This window comes from Micromonospora matsumotoense (assembly GCF_900091525.1).
GTDB classification, from domain to species: domain Bacteria; phylum Actinomycetota; class Actinomycetes; order Mycobacteriales; family Micromonosporaceae; genus Micromonospora; species Micromonospora matsumotoensis.
Genome location: NZ_FMCU01000002.1, coordinates 333,792 through 359,616, shown reverse-complemented (window position 1 = coordinate 359,616; position 25,825 = coordinate 333,792). Strand labels below are relative to the sequence as shown.

At 72.9% G+C, this 25,825-nt stretch carries 27 protein-coding genes, 1 pseudogene and 1 riboswitch; of the genes and pseudogenes, 8 read left to right on the top strand and 20 right to left on the bottom strand.

What is annotated here, in order from left to right; all coding sequences use genetic code 11:
- Positions 1 to 82: 82 nt before the first annotated feature.
- A complete protein-coding gene (locus GA0070216_RS05345; protein WP_091239818.1) occupies positions 83 to 613 on the top strand; it encodes a Rieske (2Fe-2S) protein in 531 nt (176 codons plus the stop codon).
- On the opposite strand, the pseudogene GA0070216_RS05340 reads toward GA0070216_RS05345, so the two are convergent.
- From GA0070216_RS05340 to GA0070216_RS05310, 7 genes and pseudogenes are all read right to left on the bottom strand, one after another.
- A pseudogene (locus tag GA0070216_RS05340) lies at positions 610 to 1,146 on the bottom strand (CotH kinase family protein); the annotation flags it as partial. The gene GA0070216_RS05345 and the pseudogene GA0070216_RS05340 sit on opposite strands and share 4 nt — an antisense overlap.
- A gap of 18 nt (positions 1,147 to 1,164) precedes the next feature.
- Positions 1,165 to 1,857, bottom strand: a complete 693-nt coding sequence (gene urtE / locus GA0070216_RS05335) for an urea ABC transporter ATP-binding subunit UrtE (protein WP_091239810.1) — start codon at positions 1,855 to 1,857, stop codon at positions 1,165 to 1,167.
- Positions 1,857 to 2,612, bottom strand: a complete 756-nt coding sequence (gene urtD, locus GA0070216_RS05330) for an urea ABC transporter ATP-binding protein UrtD (RefSeq protein WP_091240888.1) — start codon at positions 2,610 to 2,612, stop codon at positions 1,857 to 1,859. The genes urtE and urtD overlap by 1 nt, the downstream gene beginning before the upstream one ends.
- A complete protein-coding gene (gene urtC / locus GA0070216_RS05325; RefSeq protein ID WP_091239807.1) occupies positions 2,609 to 3,796 on the bottom strand; it encodes an urea ABC transporter permease subunit UrtC in 1,188 nt (395 codons plus the stop codon). Before urtC ends, urtD begins: the two co-directional genes overlap by 4 nt.
- Positions 3,793 to 4,680, bottom strand: coding sequence for an urea ABC transporter permease subunit UrtB (gene urtB / locus GA0070216_RS05320; RefSeq protein ID WP_067303848.1), 888 nt, complete (start codon positions 4,678 to 4,680; stop codon positions 3,793 to 3,795). Before urtB ends, urtC begins: the two co-directional genes overlap by 4 nt.
- 63 nt (positions 4,681 to 4,743) lie before the next feature.
- Positions 4,744 to 5,988: an urea ABC transporter substrate-binding protein gene (gene urtA, locus GA0070216_RS05315; RefSeq protein WP_091239804.1), complete on the bottom strand. Its 1,245-nt coding sequence runs from the start codon at positions 5,986 to 5,988 to the stop codon at positions 4,744 to 4,746.
- A 620-nt stretch (positions 5,989 to 6,608) separates the two neighbouring features.
- On the bottom strand, positions 6,609 to 7,748 hold the full coding sequence (locus tag GA0070216_RS05310; protein WP_245722312.1) for a substrate-binding domain-containing protein: 1,140 nt from the start codon (positions 7,746 to 7,748) through the stop codon (positions 6,609 to 6,611).
- Between the two features lie 95 nt (positions 7,749 to 7,843).
- Here GA0070216_RS05310 and GA0070216_RS05305 point away from each other — a divergent pair, with 95 nt between their 5' ends.
- Positions 7,844 to 8,284, top strand: a complete 441-nt coding sequence (locus GA0070216_RS05305; RefSeq protein ID WP_091239800.1) for a MarR family winged helix-turn-helix transcriptional regulator — start codon at positions 7,844 to 7,846, stop codon at positions 8,282 to 8,284.
- Positions 8,285 to 8,306: 22 nt separating this feature from the next.
- Here the strand turns inward: GA0070216_RS05305 and GA0070216_RS05300 are convergent, their stop codons facing one another.
- The 8 genes from GA0070216_RS05300 to GA0070216_RS05265 form a co-directional block, all read right to left on the bottom strand.
- Complete coding sequence (locus GA0070216_RS05300) at positions 8,307 to 9,197, bottom strand: urease accessory protein UreD (protein ID WP_091239797.1); 891 nt, start codon at positions 9,195 to 9,197, stop codon at positions 8,307 to 8,309.
- Entirely contained in the window at positions 9,197 to 9,934 is a 738-nt protein-coding gene (ureG, locus tag GA0070216_RS05295; protein ID WP_342670707.1) for an urease accessory protein UreG, read from the bottom strand. The genes GA0070216_RS05300 and ureG overlap by 1 nt, the downstream gene beginning before the upstream one ends.
- Positions 9,924 to 10,607 carry an urease accessory protein UreF gene (locus tag GA0070216_RS05290; protein WP_091239793.1) on the bottom strand — a complete coding sequence of 228 codons (684 nt, stop codon included), beginning with the start codon at positions 10,605 to 10,607 and terminating at the stop codon, positions 9,924 to 9,926. Before GA0070216_RS05290 ends, ureG begins: the two co-directional genes overlap by 11 nt.
- Entirely contained in the window at positions 10,607 to 12,310 is a 1,704-nt protein-coding gene (locus GA0070216_RS05285) for an urease subunit alpha (protein WP_091239790.1), read from the bottom strand. The genes GA0070216_RS05290 and GA0070216_RS05285 overlap by 1 nt, the downstream gene beginning before the upstream one ends.
- The gene (locus GA0070216_RS05280) at positions 12,307 to 12,672 is read right to left on the bottom strand and encodes an urease subunit beta (protein WP_091239787.1); all 366 of its coding nucleotides are present in this window, start codon (positions 12,670 to 12,672) and stop codon (positions 12,307 to 12,309) included. Before GA0070216_RS05280 ends, GA0070216_RS05285 begins: the two co-directional genes overlap by 4 nt.
- The gene (locus GA0070216_RS05275; RefSeq protein WP_088646841.1) at positions 12,669 to 12,971 is read right to left on the bottom strand and encodes an urease subunit gamma; all 303 of its coding nucleotides are present in this window, start codon (positions 12,969 to 12,971) and stop codon (positions 12,669 to 12,671) included. Before GA0070216_RS05275 ends, GA0070216_RS05280 begins: the two co-directional genes overlap by 4 nt.
- Positions 12,972 to 13,221: 250 nt before the next feature.
- Entirely contained in the window at positions 13,222 to 14,007 is a 786-nt protein-coding gene (locus GA0070216_RS05270; RefSeq protein ID WP_091239783.1) for a 2OG-Fe(II) oxygenase, read from the bottom strand.
- A 38-nt stretch (positions 14,008 to 14,045) separates the two neighbouring features.
- On the bottom strand, positions 14,046 to 16,244 hold the full coding sequence (locus GA0070216_RS05265; RefSeq protein WP_091239779.1) for a tetratricopeptide repeat protein: 2,199 nt from the start codon (positions 16,242 to 16,244) through the stop codon (positions 14,046 to 14,048).
- A 372-nt stretch (positions 16,245 to 16,616) separates the two neighbouring features.
- On the opposite strand from GA0070216_RS05265, the gene GA0070216_RS05260 reads away from it, so the two are divergent.
- Positions 16,617 to 17,174, top strand: a complete 558-nt coding sequence (locus GA0070216_RS05260; RefSeq protein ID WP_141723008.1) for a hypothetical protein — start codon at positions 16,617 to 16,619, stop codon at positions 17,172 to 17,174.
- A gap of 66 nt (positions 17,175 to 17,240) precedes the next feature.
- Here the strand turns inward: GA0070216_RS05260 and GA0070216_RS05255 are convergent, their stop codons facing one another.
- Positions 17,241 to 17,873 carry an SGNH/GDSL hydrolase family protein gene (locus tag GA0070216_RS05255; RefSeq protein WP_091239771.1) on the bottom strand — a complete coding sequence of 211 codons (633 nt, stop codon included), beginning with the start codon at positions 17,871 to 17,873 and terminating at the stop codon, positions 17,241 to 17,243.
- A 289-nt stretch (positions 17,874 to 18,162) separates the two neighbouring features.
- Between GA0070216_RS05255 and GA0070216_RS05250 the strand changes: the two genes are divergently transcribed.
- Complete coding sequence (locus GA0070216_RS05250; protein WP_091239768.1) at positions 18,163 to 18,894, top strand: GAF and ANTAR domain-containing protein; 732 nt, start codon at positions 18,163 to 18,165, stop codon at positions 18,892 to 18,894.
- Here GA0070216_RS05250 and GA0070216_RS05245 read toward each other — a convergent pair.
- The 3 genes from GA0070216_RS05245 to GA0070216_RS05235 all read right to left on the bottom strand — a co-directional run bounded on the left by GA0070216_RS05245 (position 18,888) and on the right by GA0070216_RS05235 (position 21,310).
- Positions 18,888 to 19,616, bottom strand: coding sequence for a GAF and ANTAR domain-containing protein (locus GA0070216_RS05245; RefSeq protein WP_091239766.1), 729 nt, complete (start codon positions 19,614 to 19,616; stop codon positions 18,888 to 18,890). The two genes, GA0070216_RS05250 and GA0070216_RS05245, sit on opposite strands and share 7 nt — an antisense overlap.
- Before the next feature lie 198 nt (positions 19,617 to 19,814).
- Positions 19,815 to 20,351: an RNA 2'-phosphotransferase gene (locus GA0070216_RS05240; protein ID WP_091240876.1), complete on the bottom strand. Its 537-nt coding sequence runs from the start codon at positions 20,349 to 20,351 to the stop codon at positions 19,815 to 19,817.
- A 110-nt stretch (positions 20,352 to 20,461) separates the two neighbouring features.
- Positions 20,462 to 21,310, bottom strand: a complete 849-nt coding sequence (locus GA0070216_RS05235) for an SDR family oxidoreductase (protein ID WP_091239763.1) — start codon at positions 21,308 to 21,310, stop codon at positions 20,462 to 20,464.
- Between the two features lie 119 nt (positions 21,311 to 21,429).
- On the opposite strand from GA0070216_RS05235, the gene GA0070216_RS05230 reads away from it, so the two are divergent.
- The 4 genes from GA0070216_RS05230 to GA0070216_RS05215 all read left to right on the top strand — a co-directional run bounded on the left by GA0070216_RS05230 (position 21,430) and on the right by GA0070216_RS05215 (position 24,778).
- On the top strand, positions 21,430 to 21,837 hold the full coding sequence (locus tag GA0070216_RS05230; RefSeq protein ID WP_091239760.1) for a winged helix-turn-helix transcriptional regulator: 408 nt from the start codon (positions 21,430 to 21,432) through the stop codon (positions 21,835 to 21,837).
- 67 nt (positions 21,838 to 21,904) lie between these two features.
- Positions 21,905 to 22,016: riboswitch (SAM riboswitch) on the top strand.
- Positions 22,017 to 22,293: 277 nt separating this feature from the next.
- Positions 22,294 to 23,193 carry an ABC transporter substrate-binding protein gene (locus GA0070216_RS05225; protein WP_245722311.1) on the top strand — a complete coding sequence of 300 codons (900 nt, stop codon included), beginning with the start codon at positions 22,294 to 22,296 and terminating at the stop codon, positions 23,191 to 23,193.
- 41 nt (positions 23,194 to 23,234) lie between these two features.
- Entirely contained in the window at positions 23,235 to 24,032 is a 798-nt protein-coding gene (locus tag GA0070216_RS05220) for an amino acid ABC transporter permease (protein ID WP_091239757.1), read from the top strand.
- The gene (locus GA0070216_RS05215) at positions 24,029 to 24,778 is read left to right on the top strand and encodes an amino acid ABC transporter ATP-binding protein (RefSeq protein ID WP_091239754.1); all 750 of its coding nucleotides are present in this window, start codon (positions 24,029 to 24,031) and stop codon (positions 24,776 to 24,778) included. Before GA0070216_RS05220 ends, GA0070216_RS05215 begins: the two co-directional genes overlap by 4 nt.
- 80 nt (positions 24,779 to 24,858) lie before the next feature.
- Here GA0070216_RS05215 and tatC read toward each other — a convergent pair whose 3' ends face one another.
- Positions 24,859 to 25,812 carry a twin-arginine translocase subunit TatC gene (gene tatC / locus GA0070216_RS05210; RefSeq protein ID WP_091239751.1) on the bottom strand — a complete coding sequence of 318 codons (954 nt, stop codon included), beginning with the start codon at positions 25,810 to 25,812 and terminating at the stop codon, positions 24,859 to 24,861.
- Positions 25,813 to 25,825: the final 13 nt, after the last annotated feature.

Below are 25,825 nucleotides of genomic sequence, written 5' to 3'. Positions count from 1 at the left end.
ACCTGACGCGGGGTGGACGTGGGATGCAGGGGTGGCATGTGAACAGGGCGGGCGTGTGACACACGAGAGGAACGACGGGCAGATGTGCGACGAACGTGGGGCGGGGTGTTCGTCTCGGCGGACCCTGCTGGCCGGCGCCGGCGGGGTGGGCGTGGTCGCCCTGCTCACCGGTTGCCAGACGTACGGTGAGTCGACGGCCCCGGCGGCCGCTCCGGCGGCCAGTGGATCCGCCGGCGCTCCTGCGGATGGCAACCCGGCCGGCGCCTCCCCGGACGCCGCCGGGCCGAGCGGTTCCCCCGCCGGAGGTGGCGAGCAGCCGCCCGCGCCCGCGGCGCTGGCCGCGGTGACGGACATCCCGGTCGGCGGCGGCAAGATCTTCAAGGCCGAGGGGGTGGTGCTGACCCAACCGGCCGCCGGCACCATCAAGGCGTTCTCGGCGACCTGCACCCACCAGGGCTGCACGGTCACCTCGGTCAAGGACGGCACCATCGTCTGCGGCTGCCACAACAGCGTCTTCGGCATCGCCGACGGCGCCGTGCAGAGCGGTCCGGCCGGTCGCCCGCTGCCGCCCCGGGCGGTGACGGTCGACGGTGACGACATCCGGCTGGCCTAGACAGCCGAGTCCAGCCACGCCATCCGCCGGGTCAGCCAGTCCCGAAGATAGCCGAGCTGCCCCGGCCAGGTGTCGGCGGTCGGGGTGACGATGGGTCCGATCTTCTCGGTGGTCAGGTTCGGCCACCGCTGGAAGTTCCGGTCGGCGGCGTTCGCCAGCGGCGCGGTGAGAGCGGCGAGGCGCGCGTCGAGCCCGGCGGCGGAGAGCGGGCCCTGGCGGAGGGCGGCCCAGCGGGCCCGGACCAGCGCCATGAACCCGGGGTCCGTGACCAGCCGGTTGATCCAGTTGTTGGGCTTCGGCCACCGGGGCTGCGCGTACTGCCAGCCGGTGGTCTCCAGGTTGTCCCCGCCGCCGATGCCGTAGGTGAGGTCGAGGTCCCACAGCGGCCCGGCGGTGATCTTGCCGCCGCGATCCTTGTGGAAGTACGAGCTGCGGGCGTACGCGTCGAAGTTGCGGGTCAGTTCGTTGACGATGAACGAGTCGACGAACGATCCCACGTCGATCCAGGCGGGATAGCCCGTGGTCGGATCGGCGAAGTCGCTCCGGTGCGCTCAGACAGCGAGCGCCTGACGGACCGACCGTTCGGCGTCCCGGCCGCCGTCTCCGGTGGCGGTGACCCGGCCGGACTCCAGCACGTAGTGCCGGGTCGCCACCCGCAGCGCGAAGCCGAGGTGCTGCTCCACCAGCAGCACCCGGATGCCGGCCCGGGTGACCAACTCGACGATCCGGTCCTGGATCTCGGCGACCACCGAGGGTTGGATGCCCTCGGTGGGCTCGTCGAGCAGCAGCAGCCGGGGTCGGGTGACCAGCGCACGGGCGATGGCCAACTGCTGCCGCTGGCCGCCGGAGAGCAGGCCGGCCCGCCGACGCAGCAGGGGGCGCAGTGCCGGGAAGAGGTCCAGCGCCTCGGCGGTGGCGGCGGCCCCGTCGCGGCGACCGTCGGCCACCAACTGGAGGTTCTCCGCCGCCGTCAGGTGCGGGAAGCACTGCTGCCCCTGCGGCACGTACGCCAGACCCCGGGCGACCCGCTGGTGCGGGGCGAGCCGGGTGACGTCCTCACCGTCCAGGGTGATCGTGCCGGCGCGGGGGCGCAGCAGGCCGACGGCGACCCGCAACAGGGTGCTCTTGCCCGCGCCGTTGTGGCCGAGCACGGCGGCCACCCCGTCGGCCGGCACGGCCACGTCCACCCCGTGCAGCACCTCGCTGCGTCCGTAGCCGGCGTGCACGCCGCGCAACTCCAACATCACGCCTCCGTTGCGGTGTCGACGCCGAGGTAGACCTCCTGCACCCGGGGGTCCGCCTGGACCTGGGCGACGGTGCCCTCGCTGAGCACCCGACCGGCGTGCAGCACGGTCACGCTGCGGGCGAACCGGCGCAGGAAGTCCATGTCGTGCTCGATGACCACCACGGTGCGGTCCCGGCTGACCGTCTCCAGCAGGGCGCCGGTGGCGTCGCGTTCCTCGTGGCTCATCCCGGCGACCGGCTCGTCGAGCAGCAGCAGCCGGGCGTCGGAGACCAGCAGCATGCCGATCTCCAACCACTGCTTCTGCCCGTGCGCCAGCGTGCCCGCCAACTGGTCACCCCGATCGGACAACCCGATCGTCTCCAGCGCGGCGACCACCTCGTCGGGGATCCGGTTGCGCCGGCGGGCCAGCGTCCACCAACTCCGGGTGACGCCGGCGGCGATGTCGAGATTCTGCACCACCGTCAGTTCCTCGAAGACCGAGGCGGTCTGGAAGGTGCGGCCGATGCCGAGCCGGGCGATGCGGTGCACGTCGCGGCCGAGCAGTTCCCGGTCACCGAAGCGGGCCGAGCCGGTGGCCCGGACCAGCCCGGTCACGGCGTCGACCACTGTGGTCTTGCCCGCCCCGTTGGGGCCGATCAGGAAACGGATGTCGCCGGGCGGCACGTCGAGGTCGACCCCGTCGACGGCGGTGAAGCCGTCGAAGGTCACCCGCAGGTCGCGTACGCACAGGCCGTCGAGTTGCGGGCCGGTCATGCCGCCGACACCTCCGTCCGGTTCTCGGCCGGCTCCACCGGCCGGCTCCGCCGCCACCACCGCGCACCGGCCGGGTCGGACCGGCGCTGCCGGGCCAGCACCCACAGCGACGCCAGGCCGCCCGGCAGGAACGCCACCACCAGCACGAACAGCAATCCCTGGAGGTACGTCCAGGTGCCCGGGAAACGTTCCGACAGGGCGGTACGCGCCCAGGCCACCGCCACCGCGCCGAGCACCGGACCGAGCAGGGTGGCCCGGCCACCCACCGCGACGCCGATGACGAACTCGATGGACGGGACGATCCCGATCAGCGCCGGTGAGATGATCCCCACCGCCGGGACGAAGAGCGCCCCGGCCAGGCCGGCCATCCCGGCGGCGATCACGTAGCCGACGAGTTTGACGCCCGCCGGGTCGTAGCCGAGGAAGCGGACCCGTTCCTCGCCGTCGCGGACCGCCACCAGCAGTTCGCCGTAGCGGCTGCGGAAAAGCTGCCGGGCCAGCGCCAGCAACGCGAGCAGGCTGGCGGCGATGATGAAGTAGACCATCCGCTGGTTGACCGGGTCGTCCAGGTCGTACCCGAAGAAGCCCTGGATGTCGGTGAGGCCGTTGGTGCCGCCGGTGGTGCCCTGCTGACCGACGAGCAGGATCACCATCGCGGCGGCGAGCGCCTGGCTGAGGATCGCGAAGTAGGCGCCGCGCACCCGGCGGCGGAAGACCAGCGAGCCGAGGCCGAACGCCACCACCATCGGCAGCAGCACGGTGGCCGGCAGCGCGATCCACGGGCTGGCGAACGGCCGCCACCACAGCGGCAACTCGTCGAGCTGGCCGTAGAGCTGCATGAAGTCGGGCAGTTCGCCGGGACCGGCGTCGGCGAGCTTGAGGTGCATCGCCATCGCGTAACCGCCCAGGCCGAAGAACACCCCCTGGCCGAGGGTGAGCATGCCGCCCCGGCCCCAGGCGATGCCGATGCCGACGCCGACCATGGCGACGCAGAGATACTTGGCCAGCAGCGACAGCCGGAAGTCCGACAGCGCCAGCGGGGCCACGGCGAACAGCAGCGCCGCGCCGAGGGCGAACCCGACGGCGGTCCGGGCCGGGCCGTCGAACCGGCGACCGCGCCGACCACCCGGCGGGGTCCCGGCCACGGCGGCGGGATCGGTGCGGACCAGCGGCGCGGCGGTCATGCGAGGCTCCTGGTACGCAGGGTGAACAGCCCCTGGGGCCGCCACTGGAGGAACGCCACGATCGCCACGAAGACGATCACCTTGGCGACGCTGAGCGTGGTGAGGTACTCGCCGGTGGCCTGGAGCACGCCCAGCGCGAAGGCGACGATCACGCTGCCCTTGAGCTGGCCGATGCCGCCGACCACGACGACCAGGAAGGCGTCGATGATGAGGTTGGTGCCCATCGTCGGGCCGATCGGACCGAGCAGGGTCAGCGCCACCCCGGCGACGCCGGCCAACCCGGAGCCGATGAAGAAGGTGGTCCGGTCGACCCGGGCGGTGGGGATGCCGGAGACGGCGGCGAGGTCACGGTTCTGCACCACGGCGCGGATCCGCCGCCCGAGCGGGGTGAGCCGCAGGGCCAGCGTCAGCGCCAGCACGGCGGCCAGCGCGAGCGCCAGGATGAACAGCCGGTTGTTGGCGACGGTGAGGCCGCCGGGCAGGGACACGTTGCCGGTCAGCAGCGCCGGGGCGCGGGTCTGCACGTTGGGGCTGCCGAAGACGTCCCGGGCCAGTTGCTGGAGCATCAGCGAGACGCCCCAGGTGACCAGCAGGGTGTCCAACGGGCGGGCGTAGAGGCGGCGGATCAGCAGCACCTCCAGCAGCACGCCCATGGTGCCGGCCACCGCGAAGGCGACCGGCAGCGCCACCAGCAGCGACCAGCCGGCGGCGGTCACGGTCTGCTGGAGGACATAGGTGGTGTAGGCGCCGGCCATGATGAACTCGCCGTGCGCCATGTTGATCACGTTCATCTGGCCGAAGGTCAGCGCCAGGCCGAGGGCGATGAGCAGCAGCACCGCGCCGATGCTGATGCCGGTGAAGAGCTGACCGAAGAGGACTGTCACGTTCGCGCTCCGAAGGGGTGGGTCGGCCCGGGCGGGGGTGCCTCCCGCCCGGGCCGGGATCGGTCAGCTCAGGCCGCTCGCCCAGGGGTAGCTCTTCAGGTACGGGTCGGGCGTGATCGGCTTGCCGGAGTTCCACACCTCGGTGATCAGCCCGTCGCCACCGACCTTGCCGATCCGGGCGGTCTTGGCGATGTGCTGGGTGGGGCCGTCCACGGTGACCAGGCCCTCCGGGGCGTCGTAGGTGATGCCGCCGGAGGCGGTCCGGACCTTCTCCACCTCGAAGGTGCCGGCCTTCTCCACCATCGACTTCCACAGGTGCACCGCGACGTAGGCGGCCTCCATCGGGTCGCTGGTCGGCTTGTCCGCGCCGTACTTCGCCTTGTAGGCGGCGACGAACTTCTGGTTCGCCGCGCCGGGGGTGGTCTGGTAGTAGTTCCAGGCGGTCAGCTGGTCCTTGAGGTACTGGGTGCCGATCCCCTTGACCTCCTCCTCGGCGATCGACACCGACACCACGGGCATGCTCGCGGCGGTCAACCCGGCGGAGGTGTACTCCTTGAAGAACGCCACGTTGCTGTCGCCGTTGAGGGTGTTGAACACCGCGTCGGCCTTGGACGAGCGGACCTTGTTGACGATGGTGCCGAACTCGGTGGAGCCGAGCGGGGCGTAGTCCTCACCGAGCACGGTCATCCCGTTCGCCGCCGCGTACGCCTTGATGATCTTGTTGGCGGTACGCGGGAAGACGTAGTCGCTGCCCACCAGGTAGACCGACTTCTTGCCCTGCGCCTTGAGGTAGTCCAGGCCCGGCACGATCTGCTGGTTGGTGGTGGCCCCGGTGTAGAAGATGTACGGCGACTGCTCCAGCCCCTCGTACTGCACCGGATAGAACAGCAGCGCCTTGTTCTTCTCGAAGACCGGCTTGACCGCCTTGCGGCTGGCCGACGTCCAGCAGCCGAAGACTGCGGCGACCCGGTCCTGGGAGATCAGCTTCTCGGCCTTCTCGGCGAAGGTGGGCCAGTCCGAGCCGCCGTCCTCCCCGACCGGCACGATCTTCTTGCCCAGCACGCCACCGCCGGCGTTGATCTCCTCGACGGCCAGCATGATGGAGTCCCGCACGGTGACCTCGCTGATGGCCATGGTGCCGGAGAGCGAGTTGAGCAGTCCGACCTTGACGGTGTCACCGGAGACGTCGGCACTGACACCGGCGGTCGACTTCTCGTCGGAGGTCTTGCTGCCACAACCGGCCAGTGCGGCGGCGGCAATCAGGGTCATGGCGCCCGCCAGGATGCGGCGGCCCCGGAACTGTGACATTCAATCTCCCTGCGGAGCGATGTTCGCCGGACGATTTTCCGTGCCGACCAGCACTGGTCGACAGGTATTGCTGTGAATGATTGGCAAGCGGTGCGGTCACGATGTTCGTCGGCGGTGCCACCGGGTGACGGGTGGGGCGTCACCACGCGGTCCGCAGTGGACTTTCGGGCAGCCACAGCTTCTGCCCAGTTGATTGCCACCACGTTTCCCAGCCCTTAATTGGCTGTTTCCCGAACCGATCTCGACGCATGCAAAAAGGCCACCGTCACAATGGACGATGGCCCCGAATAAATGCACGGCACACGCCGGCCGCCCGCGCTGCGCAGGCAAACAGTCAACCGCCTGGACGCGCCCTCAACAATGGCAGGAATGGCGGATACTTCACGCAGGAAGCATCCTAGAACCCCCACCCACCCCCCTGTCAACCACCCACCCCATCCCACCCCCGCCCCACCCGCCTCCCAACTCCCCCACCCTCCGATCTCCACGGTGATCAAGAGGTTCACGTCACCAGAGCGCCGCCGGATGGCCAAAACCTCTTGATCACCGGGGCGGGACGGGCGGGGCGGGGGCGGGGGCGGGGGCGGGGGCGGGGGCGGCGGCGGCGGCGGCGGCGGGGGTCAGAGTTGGGAGAGGACGGTGAAGTCGAGGCCGTCGGCTTCGGCGAGGTAGATGCGTTGGCGGACGTGGCGGTGGCGCAGGTGCAGCTCGCCGCGGGGGCCGTGGTAGGTGACCGCGTCGGCCGCCGCGCCGATCGCCCGGACGTCCAGGGTGCGGGCCCGGGCGATCAGGGCGGCGAGCAGCATCACGCCCTCGTAGCAGGACTCCCCCAGGCTGCCCAGCGGCGGCGCGTCCACCCCGAAGCGGCGGGCGAACGCCCCGTGGAAATCCAGGTTCTCCCGGGTGACCAGGCCGGCGAAGAAACCCGCCGTGCTGAACAGTCGGCGGGTGCCGCCGATCCCGCTGGCCAGCAGCATGTTCTCGTCCATCAGGGTGCTCAACCGCAGGCACCGCTGGTCCAGTGCGGACCGACCGAAGGCCCGGTTGAACCGGACCGCGTCGGCCCCGACGAGCAGCATCAGCACCGCGTCGGCCTCGGCCCGTTCGACCTCCCGCAGCACCGGCCCGAAGTCCTCGGTACCCAACGGCAGGAACGCCCGCCCGCACACCCGCGCACCGCTGTCCCGGGCGTACCGCTGGGCGGCCCGCGCGGTCCGGCGCGGCCAGACGTAGTCGTTGCCCACCACGTACCAGCGGCGTACGCCCTGCTCCCGGGCGAGCAGCCGCATCGCCGGCCAGAGCTGCGCATCGGGTGTCTCGCTGGTCAGAAAGACCCCCTCGGTACGCTCCCCGCCCTCGTACAGGGCGGTGTAGACATACGGCACCCGGTGCGCGATGCGGGGTGCCACCGCCTGCCGGACCGAGGAGATGTGCCAGCCGGTGACCCCCTGCACCGCACCGGTCGAGACCAGTGCCTCCACCTCGGCGGCGACCTGCGCCGGTGGCGCCCCGCCGTCGACCGGCACCAGCCGCAACTCCCGGCCGAGCACCCCGCCGGCCCGGTTGACCTCCTCCACGGCCAACTGGGCACACAGCTCACAGGTGGGGCCGAACATGCCGGCGGGGCCCCGCATCGGAAAGACCAGCGCGACACTGACCACCGACCGGTCGACGGTCAGCCAGGGCGCTGCGCCGGTCGTGCCGCCCGACCGGGGGAACGGCTCCGGCACACCGTGGGGACCCGGCACCGGCACGGACATGCTGACATGATTGCCGGCAACCCTGGCGGGCCACCAGACCCGACCGAAAACCGGGACGCTTCGGTAACATGGCAACCCACCGAACGGGGAGAGACATGGCCGACGATCCCGCAACGCCCGTCGACCTGATGCGCGCGCTCACCCGCGCCGAACGACTGCTCGCCCGGCGGGTCGGCGCGGTGCTCGCCACCGAGGGGCTCACCGTCGAGGCGTGGCGGGTGCTGTGCCGCCTCGCCGACGGGCAGGGCCATCCGATGAGCGAGGTCTCCACCGAGGAGTCGCTGCCGCCGGGCACCCTCACGAAGATCGTCGACCAACTCGTCGACCAGAACCTGGTGCACCGTCGGATCGACCCGTTCGACCGGCGACGCATCCGGGCCTACCTCACCCCCCGGGGCCGCCGCGAACACGAACGCGTCGACGCCCTGGTCCGGGCCGAGCTGACCGGCATCATCGACGACGCGGCGCTGACCGGTCAGCTCGTCGGCCTGGTCGCCCGGCTCGACCCGCGCCGCCGCCCGGTCCGGGCCGGCTGACCGGGCGACCCGCAGCCACAGCTCAGCGGCGGCCGACGGCGTCCACCCGCGCGGTGCCCGCGGCGGCCCCCGGGCGAGGGGCCGTCACGGTGGTGACGGGCAACGGGCCGGCCGCCGCGCCCCCCACCGGGCCGACACCGCCCCCGGCGGGGGCACTGAGCAGGACACGCAGGGTGTGCGCATCGGCGGCGGTGGCGGTGAGCAGGTCGGCCGGGCCACCGGTCAGCGGCAGCCAGGCGGCCAGCGCGCCCCCAGGGGTCTGGAGGACCCGGCCCCGGGCTGCCCCGCCGACGGCCTCCACCTCGGCCGGTCCGGGCCGGCGGTCCGGGTCGACCACCAGCAGCGAGCCGGTCGCCGTCGCCCCGCCGAGCACCGCCGGCCCGGCCCAGCCCGGTGCCGCCGGGCCGACCGCCAGGGACTGCCGCAGCAGCGGCCGACCGGCGTAGTCGACCGAGGTGGCCAGCACGGCGTTGCCGGCGGACTCGCCGTACCGGCCGCAGACGAGTTCCTCACGCCAGGTCAGCCGGGCGCCCTCGGCCAACTCCACCCGGGACTCGGCGACGTGGTCGCCGCCGGCCGCCGCCACCAACTGCTCCGGCAGCCAGTGCAGGGTGCCGGCGACGCCCACCACCGCCTCCACCCGCATCCGGGAGACCGCCCCCGGCCGGCCGGGCAGGGCCACCGAGGCGGCGACGGTACGCACCCGCACCGCCGCCCCCGGCCCCACCTCGACCGTCAACCGCAGGTCGTCACCGGCCAACGGGCCGGCCGCACCGCCGACGACGTACACCGTGGCGACGCCGTCCTCGGCGGCGGCCTGCCGCAGCAGCAGCGGCGACTCCCCGCGCAGTTCGCGCAGCACGGTGCCGCCCCTGCCGTCGGCCACCGCCACCAACCGGGCGACCGCGCGCATCAGCCGACGGCCAGCCGGCCACGGTGGTGCGCCAGCTCGTGGCGGACCCAGTCGGCCACCGCGGATGCCAACGGGTCGACCACGATGGACAGGAACACCGTCGGCAGGTCACCCCGCCGGGCGCGGGCGTCGCGGTCCATCACCGACAGGTCGGCGCGCACCATCGGCGCCAGGTCGGTCTTGTTGATGACCAGCAGGTCGGCGGCGGTCACCCCGGGGCCGCCCTTGCGGGGGACCTTGTCCCCACCGGCGACGTCGACCACGAAGATCTGCCGGTCGACCAGCCCCCGGCTGAACGTGGCGGTGAGGTTGTCCCCGCCGCTCTCCACCAGCACCAGGTCCAGCGGCCCGACCCCGTCGACCAGTTCGTCGATGGCGTCCAGGTTCGCGCCGATGTCGTCGCGGATCGCGGTGTGCGGGCAGCAGCCGGTCTCCACCGCCCGGATCCGCGCCGGGTCGAGCACCCCGGCCCGGCGCAGGAAGTCGGCGTCCTCGGTGGTGTAGATGTCGTTGGTCACCACGCCCAGGCGCAGCTCGTCGGCGAAGGCCCGGCACAGCGCCGCGACCAGGGCGGTCTTGCCCGATCCGACCGGCCCGCCGATGCCCACGCGCAGCGGGCGGACGGTGGACGGTAGCGGGGCGTGCGGGTCGACCCCCGGCTCGGGGTGGGTGTGTGGCACGGTCTCGTCGTGCGGGACCGGCTCGTGCGGGGTCGGCGACACGGATTCAGGACGCAAAGAGACGCACCTCCCAGGTGGTGTGGACTTCGGCGTGGATGTCGGTGAGCGGGGCGGCCGGGGCCGGCAACCGCTCGGGTGGATCGGCAGCGGTGGCGACCGCACGGGCCGCCGTGGCGTCGCAGTCGGCGGCCAGCGCCGCCAGCACCGCGTGCACCCGGTACGGGTCGAGCCCGAGCAGCCGCACCGCCGCGCTGGCCGGGCCGGTCATCGACCCGTACGCGGCGATGGTGGCCACCGCCACCGGGTCCAGGTCGGCGGCGGCCGCGACCAGGCCGAGCACCAGCGGCTGGTGCGGGCCGGGCGGGCCGGCGGGCAGGGCCTCGAACCCGCCGGTCGGCCAGAGTTCCCGGCCGGCCCGCAGCAGGGCCCGGCCCTGCCGGCGGGACACCGCCCGCAGCGCCGGTGCGGCGGTCCGGGCGTCCAGTTCGGCGTCCAGCCGGGCCAACGTGGACCGACGGTCGACCACCCCGGCGGCCCGGTGCGCCGCCACCGCGAACGCGGCGGCGACCAGTCCGCCGGTGGCCAACCGGCCGCGCAGGAACTCGCCCAGGGTGGCCGGATCGGTGACCAGGCCGGCCGCCACCGCGGCTTCCAACCCGCCGGAGTGGGCGTGCGCCCCGGCGGGGAACCTGCCGTCGGCCAGCAGCAGTACCATGCTCGACGGGGTCATCAGAAGAGGTGGTACCGCTGGGCCATGGGCAGCTCGGACACCGGCTCCGGGTCGACCACCACCCCGTCGATGCGGACGGTGAAGGTGTCCGGGTCGACCTCGATGCGCGGCAGCGCCCCGTTCTCCGGCAGGTCCGCCTTGCCCCGCGACCGCACGTCGGCCACCGGGACCAGCGGACGACGCACGTCCAGGCGCAGGCCCGCCTCCAACGCCGCCGGCGCCACGAACGCCACGCTGGTCGCGGCGGGCACCACGCCGTACGCGCCGAACATCGGCCTCGGCAGCATCGGCTGCGGGGTGGGGATGGAGGCGTTCGCGTCACCCATCTGCGCGTACGCGATCATCCCGCCCTTGATCACCAGGTGCGGGCGGACGCCGAAGAACGCCGGGTCCCAGAGCACCAGATCGGCGAGCTTGCCGGGCTCCACCGAGCCGATCTCGCCTTCCAGGCCGTTGGCCATCGCCGCGCAGATGGTGTACTTCGCCACGTAGCGGCGGGCCCGGTGGTTGTCGGCCGGGCCGTCGCCGGGCAGCGCGCCCACCCGCCGCTTCATCACGTGGGCGCTCTGCCAGGTCCGGGTGATCACCTCGCCGACCCGCCCCATCGCCTGCGAGTCGGAGCCGATGATGGAGATCGCGCCGAGGTCGTGCAGCAGGTCCTCGGCGGCCATCGTGGACGGCCGGATCCGGCTCTCCGCAAAGGCCAGGTCCTCCGGCACCGACGGGTTGAGGTGGTGGCAGACCATCAGCATGTCGAGGTGCTCGGCGAGGGTGTTGCGGGTGTACGGGCGGGTCGGGTTCGTCGACGACGGCAGCACGTTCGGCTCCCCGGCCACCGTGATGATGTCCGGCGCGTGCCCGCCCCCCGCCCCCTCGGTGTGGTACGAGTGGATCGCCCGGCCGGCGATCGCGCGCAGCGTGTCGGCCACGAAGCCGGCCTCGTTGAGGGTGTCGGTGTGGATGGAGACCTGCACCCCGGACGCGTCGGCGACCCGCAGGCAGGCGTCGATCGCCGCCGGGGTGGTCCCCCAGTCCTCGTGCAGCTTGAACCCGCCCGCGCCGGCCCGCAACTGCTCCCACAGCGCCTCGGTGGAGACCGTGTTGCCCTTGCCCAGCAGCAGCACGTTCACCGGGAAGGCGTCCAGTGCCTCGTGCATCCGGGCCAGGTGCCAGGCGTTCGGGGTGACCGTGGTGGCCCGGGTGCCTTCGGCCGGGCCGGTGCCCCCGCCGACCAGGGTGGTGATCCCCGAGGTGAGCGCCTCGGTGACGATCTGCGGGCAGATGAGGTGCACGTGGGTGTCCACCGCCCCGGCGGTGAGGATCCGCCCGTTGCCCGCGATCACCTCGGTCGACGGACCGATCACCAGGTCGGGGTGGACGCCGGGCATGGTGTCCGGGTTGCCGGCCCGGCCCAGCGCCACGATCCGGCCGTCGCGCAGCCCGACGTCGGCCTTCACCACCCCCCAGTGGTCCAGCACCACCGCGCCGGTGATCACCGTGTCCAGGGCGCCCTCGGCCCGGGTGGCCCGGGACTGGCCCATCGACTCGCGGATCACCTTGCCGCCGCCGAAGACCGCCTCGTCCCCGCCGACGCAGTGGTCGACCTCCACCTCGATCAGCAGGTCGGTGTCGGCCAACCGGATCCGGTCGCCGGCGGTCGGGCCGTACAGGTCGGCGTAGCGCCGCCGGTCCACGGTGCTCACCGGCCGGCCTCCCTGTCACGCGGGCCGGGCTGCCCGGCGGGTCGGCTCGGCTCCCGGTCGAGCGGGCCGGCGACCTCGCCGCGCAACCCGGGCACGATCCGGGCGCCGCCCAGCGGCACCAGGTCGACGGTGCGGCTGACCCCCGGCTCGAACCGCACCGACGTCCCCGCCGGTACGGCGAGTCGCTGCCCGTACGCGGCGTCGCGGTCGAAGCGCAGCCCCGGGTTGGTCTCGGCGAAGTGGTAGTGCGAGCCGACCTGGATCGGCCGGTCGGCGGTGTTGACCACCAGCAGGGTGGTCACCGGGCGGCCCGCGTTGATCTCGACCGGGCCGTCGCCGGGCAGGATCTCCCCGGGGATCACGGGATCGGGTGGTGCACCGTCACCAGCTTGGTGCCGTCCGGGAACGTCGCCTCCACCTGCACCTCCCCCAGCATCTCGGGGATTCCGTCGAGCACGTCGTCGCGGCTGAGCACGGTCCGGCCGGCGGCCATCAGGTCGGTGACCGTCCGGCCGTCCCGGGCGCCCTCCAGCAGGAAGGCGGTGATCAGGGCGACGGCTTCGGGGTAGTTGAGGCGCAGTCCGCGCTCGCGTCGTCGACGGGCGACGTCCGCAGCGACGTGGACGAGCAGGCGGTCCTGCTCGTGGGGCGTGAGGAACACGGGATCTCCCGGGCGGCTCGGCGTGTTTCCCACCGTACCGACTCCGAACGCGGCAAAGGGCGCAGACCGGCGAGGGGGTAGGAGGACACACGGGACCGCCGTCGGGCCACCGGCGGGGCGTCCCGGGGCCCCACCGGCCCCGGCCCGCCACGGGGCCGCTCGGCGGTGGTGGTTGGGTAGGACCGCACCGCCAACCGCTGGACCGACCGTAGAGGATCACCCCGGGCCGTGGCAACGCCCGGACGGCCCGTCAGGCGAACAGCAGCAGCGGGTCGGCCCGGTCGCGTACCCCGACGAAGCAGGCGGCGGAGGTCCGGCAGCCCTCGCGCACCTCCCGCACCCCGTGCATCCGCCCCGCCTCGAACATCACCAGGTCACCCTTGCCGGGCAGCACCGTGTCGTGCGGCGGCCCGACCTGCTCCGGTTCGAGGCCGTAATCGAACGGGTCGGTCTTGAGCGCGACGAACTCCTCCTCGCCCAGGTGCCCCCAGAAGTCGATCTCCCCGCCGGCGCCGGGCGTCGGGACCTCCAGGTAGATGTTCACCCCGAGCCGCCGCCGCAGCCGGTAGGTGTCCAGCAGCGGGATCTGCCGGCGGTCGATGTGCGGGCGGCCCCGGCCACCGGGGGTCATCCGGCGCAGCACCCCGGGCAGCATCATCCGCCCCTCGTGCCGGCCGACCGTCGCACCGGCCGGCCACATCTCGTCGAGGTCGAGCCGGATCAGGTCGGTGGGCGACTGCCGACCGGCGAACACCTCGTGCCGGATCAGCCGGGTCGTCGCCGGGGCGTCGTCGAGGTAGCGGCGGACCACCTCACCGCCGTTGGCGACCTGCCCCATCGACGTCCCGACGCTGGTGAACTCCTTGGTGAGGGAGAAGTTCGCCGCATCGACGGCGGCCACCACCCGGGGCAGCGCGGCGTCGCACTCGGCCGGCGGGTAGTACTCCCGGTGCCAGATGAGGTCGATCTCCCCGGTGGCGAGTTCCCGCAGCGACCCGGGGGTCAGTCGGTCGCTGCGGCGCAGGTGTTGGCTCACGTCACTCCCTCGTCGGGCCGGCTGCGGCACGGCCGTGCTCATCCGCCCTGTAGCTGTCGCAGGCCCGCCTCCGCCCGTACCGTCTCGGGGTGGTCGTCGCCGAGGATGCGCCGTCGGTCGGCGACGACCGCGGCGAGGACCTTCTCGGCCTCGACCCGTTCGCCGGTGGCGATCAGCGCCTCGGCCAGGGTGTGCCGGGCATTGATCATCCCGAGGTGCTGAACCTCCCGCTTGGCGGTGTCGGTGGCGAGGATCGCCCGCAGGTCGGCGAGGGCCTCGGCGGCCTGCCCCTCCAGCAACCGGCAGCGGTCCAGGGTGTGCCGGACGGTCAGCGTCTGGAGGTGGTCGGGGGCCCAGTGCCGCAGCCGGATCTCCAGGATCTCGGTCAGCTCGGCGCGGGCCTCGGCGTACCGGCCCTGGGCGACCACCGCGTCGGCCAGGCTGTGCCGGGCGGTCATGGTGTCCCGGTCCTCCGGCCCGCGGACCCGGAACTCCGCCCGGACGATGTCCCGCAACTCCTGCTCGGCGTCGGCCCACCGGCCCTGTTCGAGGATGGTCCGGGCGAGCTTGTGCCGACTGGCCAGGGTGTTGCGGTGCTCCCGGCCGAGCAGCGCCTCGCGGGCCGGGATGATCTCCCGGAGCTCCTTCTCGGCCCAGGTCAGCTGCCCCTGCTCCAACGCCGCACGGGACCGCTCGTGCCGCAGGCTCAGCACCGCCCGCTCGCGCATGTCCAGGCCGATCCGGCGGCAGGCGGCCAGGCACCGCTCCAGGAAGATCTCGGCCTGACCGGGCAGGCTGACGGCCAGCAGGTAGCGGGCGATCAACCGGGCCAGGTCCAGCGCGGTGGTGAGCAGTTCCGGCTCGGTGCGCGGCAACTCCCCCGCGTCGAAGAACGCCAGCACCGCCCCGGTCGTCGGCGGGGCCAGCACGTGCCAGCTGGCCCACTTGTCGGGCTCGTCGGGGTCGAACTCCTCCTCCCGGGGCCGGTCCGGGTCCCGCAGCCGCAGCACGTCCAGCAGGGTGAGCACCAGCTCGTGGTAGGCGGCCCGGTCGGCGATCACGTCGGGATGGTCGTGCACCAGCTCACGCACCAGCGGGTGCAGGGTCACCACGTGGGCGACCGGTGACCGCACCGGCAGCGACTCGATCACGCCGAGGTCGACCAGGGCGAAGTCGGCCAGCGACCGGAGCACCTCGCGCAGCCGGTCCTCGCCGATCTCGCCGATCAGCCGGGACGCCGACAGCCGGGCCGGGTCCAGCAGGATCTGGTACGGGATGGGCGCGTCCCCCAGCGACGCCAGCAGCCGCAGCACCGGGCGGGCCTGGGCCAGTTCCCGCCCGGCGAGCAGGTCCAGCGACATCTCCCAGGACTGCACGACCGGCCGCACCGCCCGGTCGAACGCCTGCGACACGGTGCGGGTGGTGCCGGCCGCCGAGCGGCGGTCCAGGGCCTCCCGGTAGCCGTCGTAGGTGCGGATGGAGACCCCGGCACCGCCCACCGGGATGCGGTTGGCCTCGGCGAGGTAGGTGCCCGCTCCGCGCAGGGCCAACGGATGCCCCTTCAACCGGGTGGCCAGGCCGGTCGCCTGGGCCGGGGTGCCGGGCGCGTCGCCGGCCAGGTCGATCAGCACCTGGGCGGCGTCCGGCGGGGACAACTCCTTGACCGGGTGCATGGTGGACCAGTCGCCCCAGGTCTCCTGCCGGCCGTCCCGGGTGGTCACCAGGACGAGCCCGTTGCGGGTACGCGGCTGCCGGAACCAACCGGTGCCCTCGGCGACCCGACCGTCGAGCGGGGCCAGCAGGGACGGCTCGTCGGCGTTGTCGAAGATCAGCAGCCAGGGCCGGTCCGACTCGTTGAGCAGCGCCCAGACCAGCTCCACCGGGCTGCGGGTCTTGCCCGCCCAGGCCAGGTCGAGCTGGCTCTCCGGGGCCTGGAGTTGGCCGGCGACCTCACGCATGCCGGCGCTGACCCGGGCCGAGTCCTTCGCCGAGATCCACCAGACCCGGCGACCGCGTGCCTCCAGCCGGCGGGCCACCTCCAGGGCGGTGGCGCTCTTGCCGCAGCCGCCCAGTCCCCAGAGGATCTGGGCCGACTCCTCGGGGGCGCGGGTCGTCCCGGCCGGTGGCTCGGCGGCCCGCAGGATCGTCTCGACCAGTGCGTCCCGCCCCCGCAGCGGCAGCCGGCCGGGGCGGGGCGGGGTGATGGAGAAACCGGCGTCCTGCGCCGAGCCGGTCATCGTCGACCGGGGCCGGGGGCCACGGCACGACCGGACCGGGGCATGGACGGGAGGCCGGGCGACCGCGTCGCTGCGGGCCGGGCCACTCGGGTCTTGTGGACAGGACCGAGGAAACTCATCTGACCTCCCGGAGGGGCGGGACGACAGGGGTCACGGCACGTGGGACTCGTACGACGAGGACAGTCCGTTGCAGTGATCCTTACCCCAACCCTACCCGTCCGCAGCAGCGGTATCACTGCGTGTGGACCACCCGGCCCGAACGTGCGGGTCTTGTGGACGGGACGGCGGGAGGCACCGGCCGAGCAGTGGACGGCACGCCGCGCGCAGCCGGCCACCCCGGAATGTTGGCGGGCCGGCGCTACCGTGCCGGTCATGTCGACTGTGGAGCTGTTGGCGTGGCTGCCCGGGCACGGGCACATCGACTGGGGATCGGTGCCGGACTGGTTCGGTGGGCTCGGCACGGTGGGCACGCTGCTCTTCGGCGTGCTCAGCCTGCGCCGGGAGATCCGGTCCCGGCGGCGCGAGGACCGGGCGGCCCGGGCCCGGCAGGCGCGGCTGGTCTCGACCTCGGCCCGGATCGAGGGGGGCGGGGTGCTCCGGGTGCGGGTCACCAACGACAGCGACGGGCCGGTGTTCGACCTGACCGCCACGCCCCGGGTACGCACCGCCGACTCCGCCGACGAGGTCGCCGTCGGGGTCAGTGCGCTGACCGGCCCGGTGGATCGACTCAATGGCCGCGACCAGGGTGAACTCTTCGTCACCGTCGACCGCTCGGTCGACCTGACCGGGTACGCGTCGGCCGCCGTCGAGCTGTGCTTCACCGACCAGCAGGGCAACCGGTGGCGACGCCGGGGCGGGACGGAACCCGAGCTGGACCTGGGCGTCGAGCCGTCCCGCCGCCGGCTACGGCTGCCCTGGCGGCGTGGCTGAGCGGCCGGTGGGCTGACCGCGACGGCGGGCCCGGATGGCGGGCCCGGGTCCCGCCCCGGCAGGGGATCAGGTGGCCGGGGTGACCGCCGCCAGCCACTGCTGGGCCAGCACCGCGTGACCGGCCGGGGTCAGGTGCACCCCGTCGTCGGTCCACACCCGGTCGTCGACGTCGGGGTGGTGGAACACCGTGTCCACCGCAACCAACGTCGCGTCGAACTCGGCGGCCAGCTTGCGCACCACGTCGACCTTCGGGTCCAGGTCCTCGCGCCAGCGTCGCTGGAGGTCGTCGACCGGGATGAGGAACGGTTCCATCAGCACCAGCCGGACGTCGGGCAGCGCCTCCCGGGTGGTGGCCAGCAGGTGGCGGTAGTCGGTGGCGAACTCCTCGACCGTGGTGACCTCGCCGCTGCTGTAGCGCCGCCAGGTGTCGTTGATCCCGATCAGCACCGACACGACCTGCGGGGCCAGCGCCAGGCAGTCGTCCGCCCAGCGGGCCCGCAGGTCGCGTACCCGGTCACCGCCGACGCCCCGGTTGCGGAAGGTCACCCGGTGGCCCGGATGCCGCGCGGTGAACCAGGCGGCGGCCATCATCGCCCAGCCCACCCCCAGGTCGGCCTCGTCGGCGCGGTCCCGTCCGGCGTCGGTGATGCTGTCGCCGATGAACAACACCCGCCCCGCGCGGGGCAGTTCCACCGTCATCCGTCCGCTCCCCTGTCGTCGTCGCCCGTCATCATCCCCGGTGTCCGTCCAGGACACCACCCGGAATTGGGCGCCCGGTGGTGTCCTCGCGTGTCACCCCCGGCGGACCGGTAAGGTGATGCTCCGCATTCGACGTCCCATGGGGTGTCGCGAGCGAGCGTCAAGCAGTGGCGCGGTCCCCGGTCCGCCCCCGGGCAGCCGCACCTGCGGTCCCCTGGCAAGGACCGCTCGTCACGCGCTGCCGGTTCCTCCGGTAGGTTTGCGCCGGTTCGCAAGGACGTCAGACGACATGCCGCAGTCACCACTGGACATCACCGAGGCTGTCCTCCAGTTGGGCTCCATCCGCCACGCAGAGATGGACCTCGACGCCGTCCTGTCCCGGATCACCGAGGTGGCCAGGGACAGCATTCCGGGAGCCGCCGAGGTCTCGGTGACCCTGGTGCACGGCACCGAGGCGCACACCGCGGCCCACACCGGTGACCTCGCGCTCCGGCTCGACCAGTGGCAGTACGAGCAGGGTCGCGGCCCGTGCCTGGACGCGGCCACCATGGGCACCGTGCTGATCGTCGCGGACATGACCGACGAGCGTCGCTGGCCGGAGTGGGCGGCGCGGGCCCACACGACCGGGGTGCTCTCCTCGATGTCCCTCGGCCTGCCGATCCAGGAGGCGATGGTCGGCGCGCTGAACGTCTACGGCACCCGGCCCGACGCCTTCAGCCAGGTGGCCGAGCCCGCCCGAACGTTCGCCGGCCACGCCGCGGTGGCCCTGGCCAACGCCCATCTCTACGACAGCACCGCCTCGCTGGCCGGGCAGATGCAGGAGGCCATGCGCAACCGCGCCGTGATCGAGCAGGCCAAGGGCATCATCATGGGCCAGCGACGGTGCACGGCCGACGAGGCGTTCGCCCTGCTGGCCCGGGTGTCGCAGAACTCCAACCGTAAGCTGCGGGACGTGGCGGAGGCCCTGGTCCAACAGGTCGTCGAACCGGCGTCCGGTCAGCCCACCCGGCCGGATCAGTGACCCGCGGAACCTGAGTGCGTCGGGCTGCTGGCCCGGCCGACGAGGGCGGCGGCGACGTCCCGCAGCCTGCGGTGGGTGTCCTGGGAGAGCCGGGCGAGAATGCCGAAGGCCTCGTCGGCCGTGCACCGGCGTTGACCCATGATGATGCCCTTGGCCTGCTCGATCACGGCCCGGTTCTCCATCGCCGCCCGCATCTGCTCGGCCAGTGCGGCGGTGCCGGCGTAGAGATGGGCGTTGGCCAGGGCCACTGCGGCGTACGCGGCGAAGGTCCGGGCCAGCTCGACCGTTTCGGCGTCGAAGGCGCGGGGGGTGGGCCCGTAGAGGTTGAGGGCACCGACCACCGCCTCCTGGATCGGCAGACCGATGGCGAGCGTACTGCCGATGCCCCCGTCGACCGCCCGGGCCGCCCAGACCGGCCAGCGTTCCTCGGTGGCGGTGTCGGACACGAGCAGGGTGTCGCCGGTGATGGCGGCGTCCAGGCACGGCCCGTGGCCCTGCCGGTACTGCCACTCGTCGAGCAGGAGCGCGACGTCGCCGGTGACGGCGACGCTCTGCGGGCTGCCGCCGCGCAGCAGGGTCACCGACACCTCGGCCACCCCACGCAGGCTGCGGCGGGCCAGGTCGGCGATCAGCTGCAACACCTCGTCCAAGCCGACCTCGTCGAGCCGGATCCGGCTGAGTTCGACCAGGGCGTCCTGCGGGCTCAGCCGGAGCGGTGCCATCGCGCGGTCCCTTCCCGGCGGGCGTCCCTCGCGCTGCGGCGGGGGACGCGTGGTGGCAGCAGCGGTGTCGGCCCTCGGCCACGGCGTCGGGTTCGGCTCGCCGGGCCGCCCCGAGGCACGACAACCGCACGATACCCGCCGCCGCAGTGAACCGCCCGGCGTACCCGCCCGGCGCCGCGACCGCCGACACCGGGTTGATCAGGTCAGATAGGCCGGTGGCACCGCGTCGGTGAGCCACACGCCGTTGGCGCTGCGATAGAAGGCGTGCCCGTCGCGGGCCATCGCCGCCGCGTCGACGGTCAGCACCACCACCGCGCCACCCCGGCGGGCCCCGACCCGCCGGGCGGTCGCCATATCCGGCGACAGGTGCACGTGGTGCCGGCCGCCCCGGTGCAGCCCGGTGGCCCGGATCGAGTCGAGCGCGGCGGCCCCGGTGCCGTGGAAGAGCCGGGGCGGCGGCGCTTCGGCGACCAACCCCAGGTCGACCGGGTACGAGTGGCCCTGGTTGGCCCTGATCCGCTCGACCCCGTCGGCGTCCCGGGTCACCGCGAAGCGCTGTTTGTCGTTGCCGGTGACCACGACGTCGAGGTCGGCCCGGTCGATCCGCAGGGCTGCCAGCAGGTCGACCACGGACACCCAGCCGCCCGGGTCGGGGGTGAGGCCGAACCGGGCGGGCTGGTGGCGCAGGGCGAGCGAGATCCGCTTGCTGACCCGCACCAGCGTCTGATGATCCATGTCGAGCATTGTCGGGTGGGTGGCGGCGATGCTCCACCGGTTATCCCGCGCGGCCCGCCCCGGGTGTCGCCGGGGCAGGCCGGTCGGAGTCGGGAGGCGGGCGGGTCGGGTCAGCGGGCGGCGCGGATCGCCTCGGCGAGGCCGGTGGGGCGGCGACCGAGCAGCTTCTCCAGGTCCTCCACGGGCACGTACAGCGCGCCCTGGGCGATGCCCCGGTCGGCGTCGGCCAGGGTGGCGGCGTACGGCTCGGGCAGCCCGGCCGAGACGAGCAGGTCGGTGTACGCCGGCACCGGCAGGTCGGTGTAGCGGACGTCCTGTCCACTCTGCCGGGACACCTCGGCGGCCAACTCGGCCATGGTGAACGCCTCGCCGCCCAGCTCGTAGGCCCGACCGGCGTGTCCCTCGGTGGTGAGCACCTCGGCGGCGGCCTCGGCGTAGTCGGCCCGGGTCGCGGCGCTGACCCGGCCGTCACCGGCCGATCCGGCGACCCCGTGGGCCAGGTAGCCGGCGAGTTGGCCGGTGTAGTTCTCCAGGTACCAGCTGTTGCGCAGCAGCACGTACGGCAGGCCCGAAGCGCGCAGCTCCTCCTCGGTGGCCCGGTGCTCGGCGGCGAGCAGCAGGTCGGAGGTGTCGGCGTGGGCGATGCTGGTGTAGACGACCAGCCCGACGCCGGCCTCGCGGGCGGCCTCGATCACGTGGTGGTGCTGGGGCACCCGCTGGCCGACCTCGCTGCCGGAAACGAACATCAGCTGCTCGGCGTCGGCGAACGCGGACCGCAGCGAGTCGGGATCGGCGTAGTCGGCCGGCCGGACCTCGACCCCCCGGTCGGCGAGGTCGGCGAGTCGGCTGGTGTCCCGCCCCAGCGCCACGATCTTCCCGGCGGGTACGCCCCGGCGCAGCAGGGACTCGACGATCAGGCGGCCCAGCTGGCCGGTGGCTCCGGTGACGACGACAGACATGGCGCTCTCCTTCGGGTGGCTACTTCAGTCGTACTGGCAAACACCCAGGTGAACCGCAATACTTCCCATCGGAGAGTAGGCACCTTGAAGTTTGTGACGCACTGATGGAGAGTAAAGGGATGCGACCCGACCCGTTCCAGCGCAACTGCGGTAGCCGGCAGGTCATCGACCGGATCGGCGACCGGTGGAGCGTGCTGGTCGTGCTGACCCTCGCCGACGGTGACCGGCGCTACGGCGAGCTGGCCGAACACATCGACGGGATCAGCCAGAAGATGCTCACCCAGACCCTGCGCGGACTGGAGCGCGACGGCCTGGTCACCCGGACGGTGCACGCCAGCGTGCCGCCCCGGGTCGACTACGCCCTCACCGGCCTGGGCCGCAGCCTGCTCGACCTGGTCTCCGGCCTGGAGTCCTGGGCCACCACCCACCTGGCCGAGGTGCAGGCGGCCCGGGTCCGCTACGACGCCGACCTCCCCCGTCGATCGCCCACCGGCACCGCGCGTCCCACCCGCCCCAGCCGGCGGTAAGGAGCGGACGTGAGGGCCGTCATAACGGGTGGACGATCGCCCGGTCCCGGCTGCTAGCCTTCGGACAGGTCATGAGCGCCAGCGTCAAGCCCCGGCTCGCTGGCCGGCAACCCTCCGCCACGGTGGGGTGCTCCGGGTGAGGACCAGGCACCGGTAGACCACCGGTGCAAGCGTGGCCTGGTTTCCCCAGGTCAACTCCGACTCCGGGAGAACCCATGTCTGCCCCCGCACCCGCCCCGCCCACCGACGGCGTCGCCCCCGTGTCCCGGGCCGGCGTGCGGACCTGCGGCGTCCGGCTGGTCAGACGGCGACACGTCGACCTGATGCGGGTCCACAGCGACTCCTGTCGCCCCCGGTAGTCGACCCCCTCCTCCCGTACCACCTCAGCGGCGTGCCCGGCGGGCACCCCGTCGGCGACGCGCGCCCGCCGTCGCCCGATCAACCCTGGAGACACCCGTGCGATTCCTTCCTGCCCTGACCACGACCCGGCGGCCCCGGCCCGCCCTGACCAGGGCCGCCGCGCTCGGCGTCGCCGCCCTGCTCGCCGTCACCGGGCTGACCGCCTGCGGCGGCGAGTCCGCCGACCCGGCCGACAATCCGTACGGCCTGCTCCAGCCGGGTGTGCTGCGCGCCGGCACGCTCACCGACGCACCACCGAACGTCTATCTCAAGGACGGCACGTTCACCGGCTTCGACAACGACCTGCTCGTCGCGGCCGCCGGCAAGGTGGGGCTGAAGGTCGAGTTCGTCGGCACCGACTTCTCGGCGCTGCTCTCCCAGGTCAACAACCGCAAGTTCGACATCGGCAGCTCCTCGATCACCGTCACCGAGGCCCGGAAGAAGACCGTCGACTTCGGCAACGGCTACGACTTCGGCTACTCCGGCCTCGACGTACCGGCCGGCTCCCCACTCACCGGCTTCGACCAGCTCGGCGGCAAGCGGGTGGTGGTCGTGCAGGGCACCGTCCAGGACGACTACGCCACCGGAAAGAGCCTCGACCCGGTGCGGGTGCCCGACTACAACGGGGCGATCAACCAGCTCAAGGCCGGCACGGCCGACGCCTGGATCGCCCCCGCCGAGATCGGCGAGAAGTCGGCCGCCGACAGCAACGGCAAGATCACGGTGGCGGCCAAGGAGTTGAGCCCGGCCCCCACCGCGTACGCCTTCGCCAAGGGCAACGACGCGCTGCGCGAGGCACTGAACAAGGGCCTCGACGAGGTCATCGCCGACGGCACCTGGACCCGGCTCCAGCAGCAGTACTACCCGGGTCGCCCGATCCCGGCCGGCTTCACGCCCGGCAGCGGCACCGTCGCCGCCCCGGGCGCGGCGACGCCGTCCGCGTCGGCCACCTCCTGACGGTACGACCAGACCAGCGAGCGGGGCGGTAGGAGAACTCGATGGATCCGTTGAGCACCCTGTGGGAGACCTTCTTCGACTGGGAATCCATGCGCGCGGCGCTGCCCGAGATGCTGACCGTCGGGCTGCCCAACACGCTGATCCTGGCGGTCTCCGCCGCCCTGCTCGGCTCGGTGCTCGGCATGGCGCTGGCCGTGGCGGGCATCTCCCGTACCCGATGGTTGCGCTGGCCGGCCCGGGTCTACACCGACGTCTTCCGGGGGCTGCCGGCCGCCGCCACCATCCTGCTGATCGGCGTCGGCCTGGCGCCGCTCGGAATGCAGGTCTGGGGCCCCAACCCCTACCCGCTGGGCATCCTGGCGCTGTCGCTGATCGCCGCCGCGTACATCGGGGAGATCTTCCGTTCCGGTATCCAGAGCGTGGAGGCGGCGCAACTGGAGGGGGCCCGGGCGCTGGGCTTCTCCTGGGGTGAGGCGATGCGCCTGGTCATCGTCCCCCAGGGCGTACGCCGGGTGCTGCCGGCCTGGGTCAACCAGCTGATCGCGCTGATCAAGGACTCGAGCCTGGTCTACTTCCTCGGCCTGCTGGCCAGCCAGCGGGAACTGTTCCGGATCGGTCAGGACTACGCGGCCAACACCGGCAACCAGTCGGCGCTGCTGCTGGCCGGCCTGTGCTACCTGGTGCTGACCGTGCCGCTGACCCACGCCGTCAACGCCATCGACCGGCGGCTGCGCCAGGGCCGGACGGTCACCATCGACCCCGACGACGACGGCGGGCTGGCCCTGGCCGGTGAAACCGCCCTACCGCAACCGCGTTCCCCCCGGGAGGATCCCCGATGACCGCCGGCACCGCGACCACCAGCTCGGTCAGCCTCGCCGTCCGCGACGTACACCTGGCCTTCGGGGCGAACCGGGTGCTGCGCGGCGTCGACCTGGACGTCGCCCGCGGCGCGACGGCCTGCGTCATCGGCCCGTCCGGCTCCGGCAAGTCCACCCTGCTGCGCACCGTCAACCGGCTGATCGAGCCGGACGCCGGTGACGTCCTGCTCGACGGGCGCAGTGTGCTGCGCGACGACCCGGACGCCCTGCGGCAGCGGGTCGGCATGGTGTTCCAGCAGTTCAACCTGTTTCCGCACATGACCGTGCTGCGCAACATCACCCTGGCGCTGCGCCGGCTCAAGAAGCTGCCCGAGGACGAGGCGGTCGCGCTGGCCCGGACGCAGTTGGCGCTGGTCGGCCTCGCCGCCAAGGCCGACTCCCGACCCGCCCACCTCTCCGGCGGGCAGCAGCAGCGGGTCGCCATCGCCCGCGCGCTGGCCCTGCAACCGCAGGTGATGCTCTTCGACGAGGCCACCTCGGCGCTCGACCCGGAGCTGGTCAAGGGGGTCCTCGGGGTGATGGCCGAGCTGTCCGCCGGGGGCATGACGATGGTGGTGGTCACCCACGAGATGGGCTTCGCCCGCTCGGTCGCCGACACCGTCGCGTTCATGGACCACGGGGTGGTGCTGGAGGCCGGCGCACCGGCGGCGGTCTTCGAGACACCGGCGCACCCCCGGCTGCGCCGGTTCCTGTCCCAGGTGCTCTGACCGCCCTGACCGGGGCGGGACGGACGACGCCGCTCCCGGCAGGGCGGAAGCGGCGTCGGATGGTGCGGAGTCCCGGACGATCAGGTCATGTCGTCGAAACGGCGGTCGATCGGTCTGGGCGGGGCCACCGGTTCAGAGGCGCTCACCGGTTCGGACAACTCCAGCTCGGGGGTGGCCACCACCGGGTCGTCGTCCAGCTCCAGCGGCGACACCTCGTCGTCACTCAACCCCGCGTAGGACGCTTTGCGCCGGCCCTTGCGCCGGTCGTTGATGAAGGCCACCCCGACCGCGGCGAAGTAGAGCGCGGAGAGGCAGAGCGCCAGCGCGGTCATCCCGAACGGGTCGGGAGTGGGCGTCACCACGGCGGAGAAGGCGAAGAACACGAAGATCGCCACCCGCCACCAGCTCAGCAGCTTGCGGGCACTGGCCAGCCCGACAAAGTTGAGCATCAGCACCAGCAGCGGGAACTCGAACGCCACCCCGAACAGCAGAATCAGGTTGGTGATGAACGAGATGTAGCGGGTGATGTCCAGCGTGGTGGTGATGTCCCCGCCGCCGGAGACGTTGAGCAGGAACTCCAGGCCCTTGGAGGTGACGAAGTAGGCCAGCACCGCGCCGGCGGCGAACAACGGCGCAGCGAGCGCCGTGAAGATGTACGCGTAGCGCCGCTCGTGCCGGTGCAGGCCGGGGGCGATGAACGCCCAGACCTGATAGAGCCAGACCGGGGCGGCGGCGATCAGGCCGACCCAGAGCCCCACCTTCAGTTGGAGCAGGAACAGGTCGGCCGGGCCCAGCTGGACGAAGTTGCAGGTGCCGTTGGCCAGCCGGGCCTTGGGCAGGTCGCAGTAGGGCTGCTGGAGCAGGTGCAGCACCGGGCCGGCCAGCCAGATGCCCAACCCGAACCCCACCACGATCGCCAGCGAGGCGCGGAACAGTCTGTTCCGCAGCTCGCGGACATGCTCCATCAGGCTCATGGAACCGTCGGCGGCCCGTTCGAAGGTGCTGGGGCCGCGCTTACGGAGTGCGAAGGCCACGGTGATCGGGCCC

Bases quoted from the DNA above. Each gene is read 5' to 3' on its own strand.
- GA0070216_RS05220 (WP_091239757.1), top strand. From the start codon at position 23,235: ATGGATCCGTTGAGCACCCTGTGGGAGACCTTCTTCGACTGGGAATCC.
- GA0070216_RS05250 (WP_091239768.1), top strand. From the start codon at position 18,163: ATGCCGCAGTCACCACTGGACATCACCGAGGCTGTCCTCCAGTTGGGC.
- GA0070216_RS05255 (WP_091239771.1), bottom strand. From the start codon at position 17,873: ATGACGGTGGAACTGCCCCGCGCGGGGCGGGTGTTGTTCATCGGCGAC.
- GA0070216_RS05265 (WP_091239779.1), bottom strand. From the start codon at position 16,244: ATGACCGGCTCGGCGCAGGACGCCGGTTTCTCCATCACCCCGCCCCGC.
- urtC (WP_091239807.1), bottom strand. From the start codon at position 3,796: ATGACCGCCGCGCCGCTGGTCCGCACCGATCCCGCCGCCGTGGCCGGG.
- urtA (WP_091239804.1), bottom strand. From the start codon at position 5,988: ATGTCACAGTTCCGGGGCCGCCGCATCCTGGCGGGCGCCATGACCCTG.
- GA0070216_RS05245 (WP_091239766.1), bottom strand. From the start codon at position 19,616: ATGGCACCGCTCCGGCTGAGCCCGCAGGACGCCCTGGTCGAACTCAGC.
- GA0070216_RS05240 (WP_091240876.1), bottom strand. From the start codon at position 20,351: ATGGATCATCAGACGCTGGTGCGGGTCAGCAAGCGGATCTCGCTCGCC.
- GA0070216_RS05300 (WP_091239797.1), bottom strand. From the start codon at position 9,197: ATGCGCGCGGTCGCCCGGTTGGTGGCGGTGGCCGACGGCAGGGGCGGC.
- urtD (WP_091240888.1), bottom strand. From the start codon at position 2,612: ATGACCGGCCCGCAACTCGACGGCCTGTGCGTACGCGACCTGCGGGTG.
- GA0070216_RS05345 (WP_091239818.1), top strand. From the start codon at position 83: ATGTGCGACGAACGTGGGGCGGGGTGTTCGTCTCGGCGGACCCTGCTG.
- GA0070216_RS05235 (WP_091239763.1), bottom strand. From the start codon at position 21,310: ATGTCTGTCGTCGTCACCGGAGCCACCGGCCAGCTGGGCCGCCTGATC.
- GA0070216_RS05230 (WP_091239760.1), top strand. From the start codon at position 21,430: ATGCGACCCGACCCGTTCCAGCGCAACTGCGGTAGCCGGCAGGTCATC.
- GA0070216_RS05215 (WP_091239754.1), top strand. From the start codon at position 24,029: ATGACCGCCGGCACCGCGACCACCAGCTCGGTCAGCCTCGCCGTCCGC.
- urtE (WP_091239810.1), bottom strand. From the start codon at position 1,857: ATGTTGGAGTTGCGCGGCGTGCACGCCGGCTACGGACGCAGCGAGGTG.
- GA0070216_RS05290 (WP_091239793.1), bottom strand. From the start codon at position 10,607: ATGACCCCGTCGAGCATGGTACTGCTGCTGGCCGACGGCAGGTTCCCC.
- GA0070216_RS05310 (WP_245722312.1), bottom strand. From the start codon at position 7,748: ATGTCCGTGCCGGTGCCGGGTCCCCACGGTGTGCCGGAGCCGTTCCCC.
- GA0070216_RS05305 (WP_091239800.1), top strand. From the start codon at position 7,844: ATGGCCGACGATCCCGCAACGCCCGTCGACCTGATGCGCGCGCTCACC.
- GA0070216_RS05260 (WP_141723008.1), top strand. From the start codon at position 16,617: ATGTCGACTGTGGAGCTGTTGGCGTGGCTGCCCGGGCACGGGCACATC.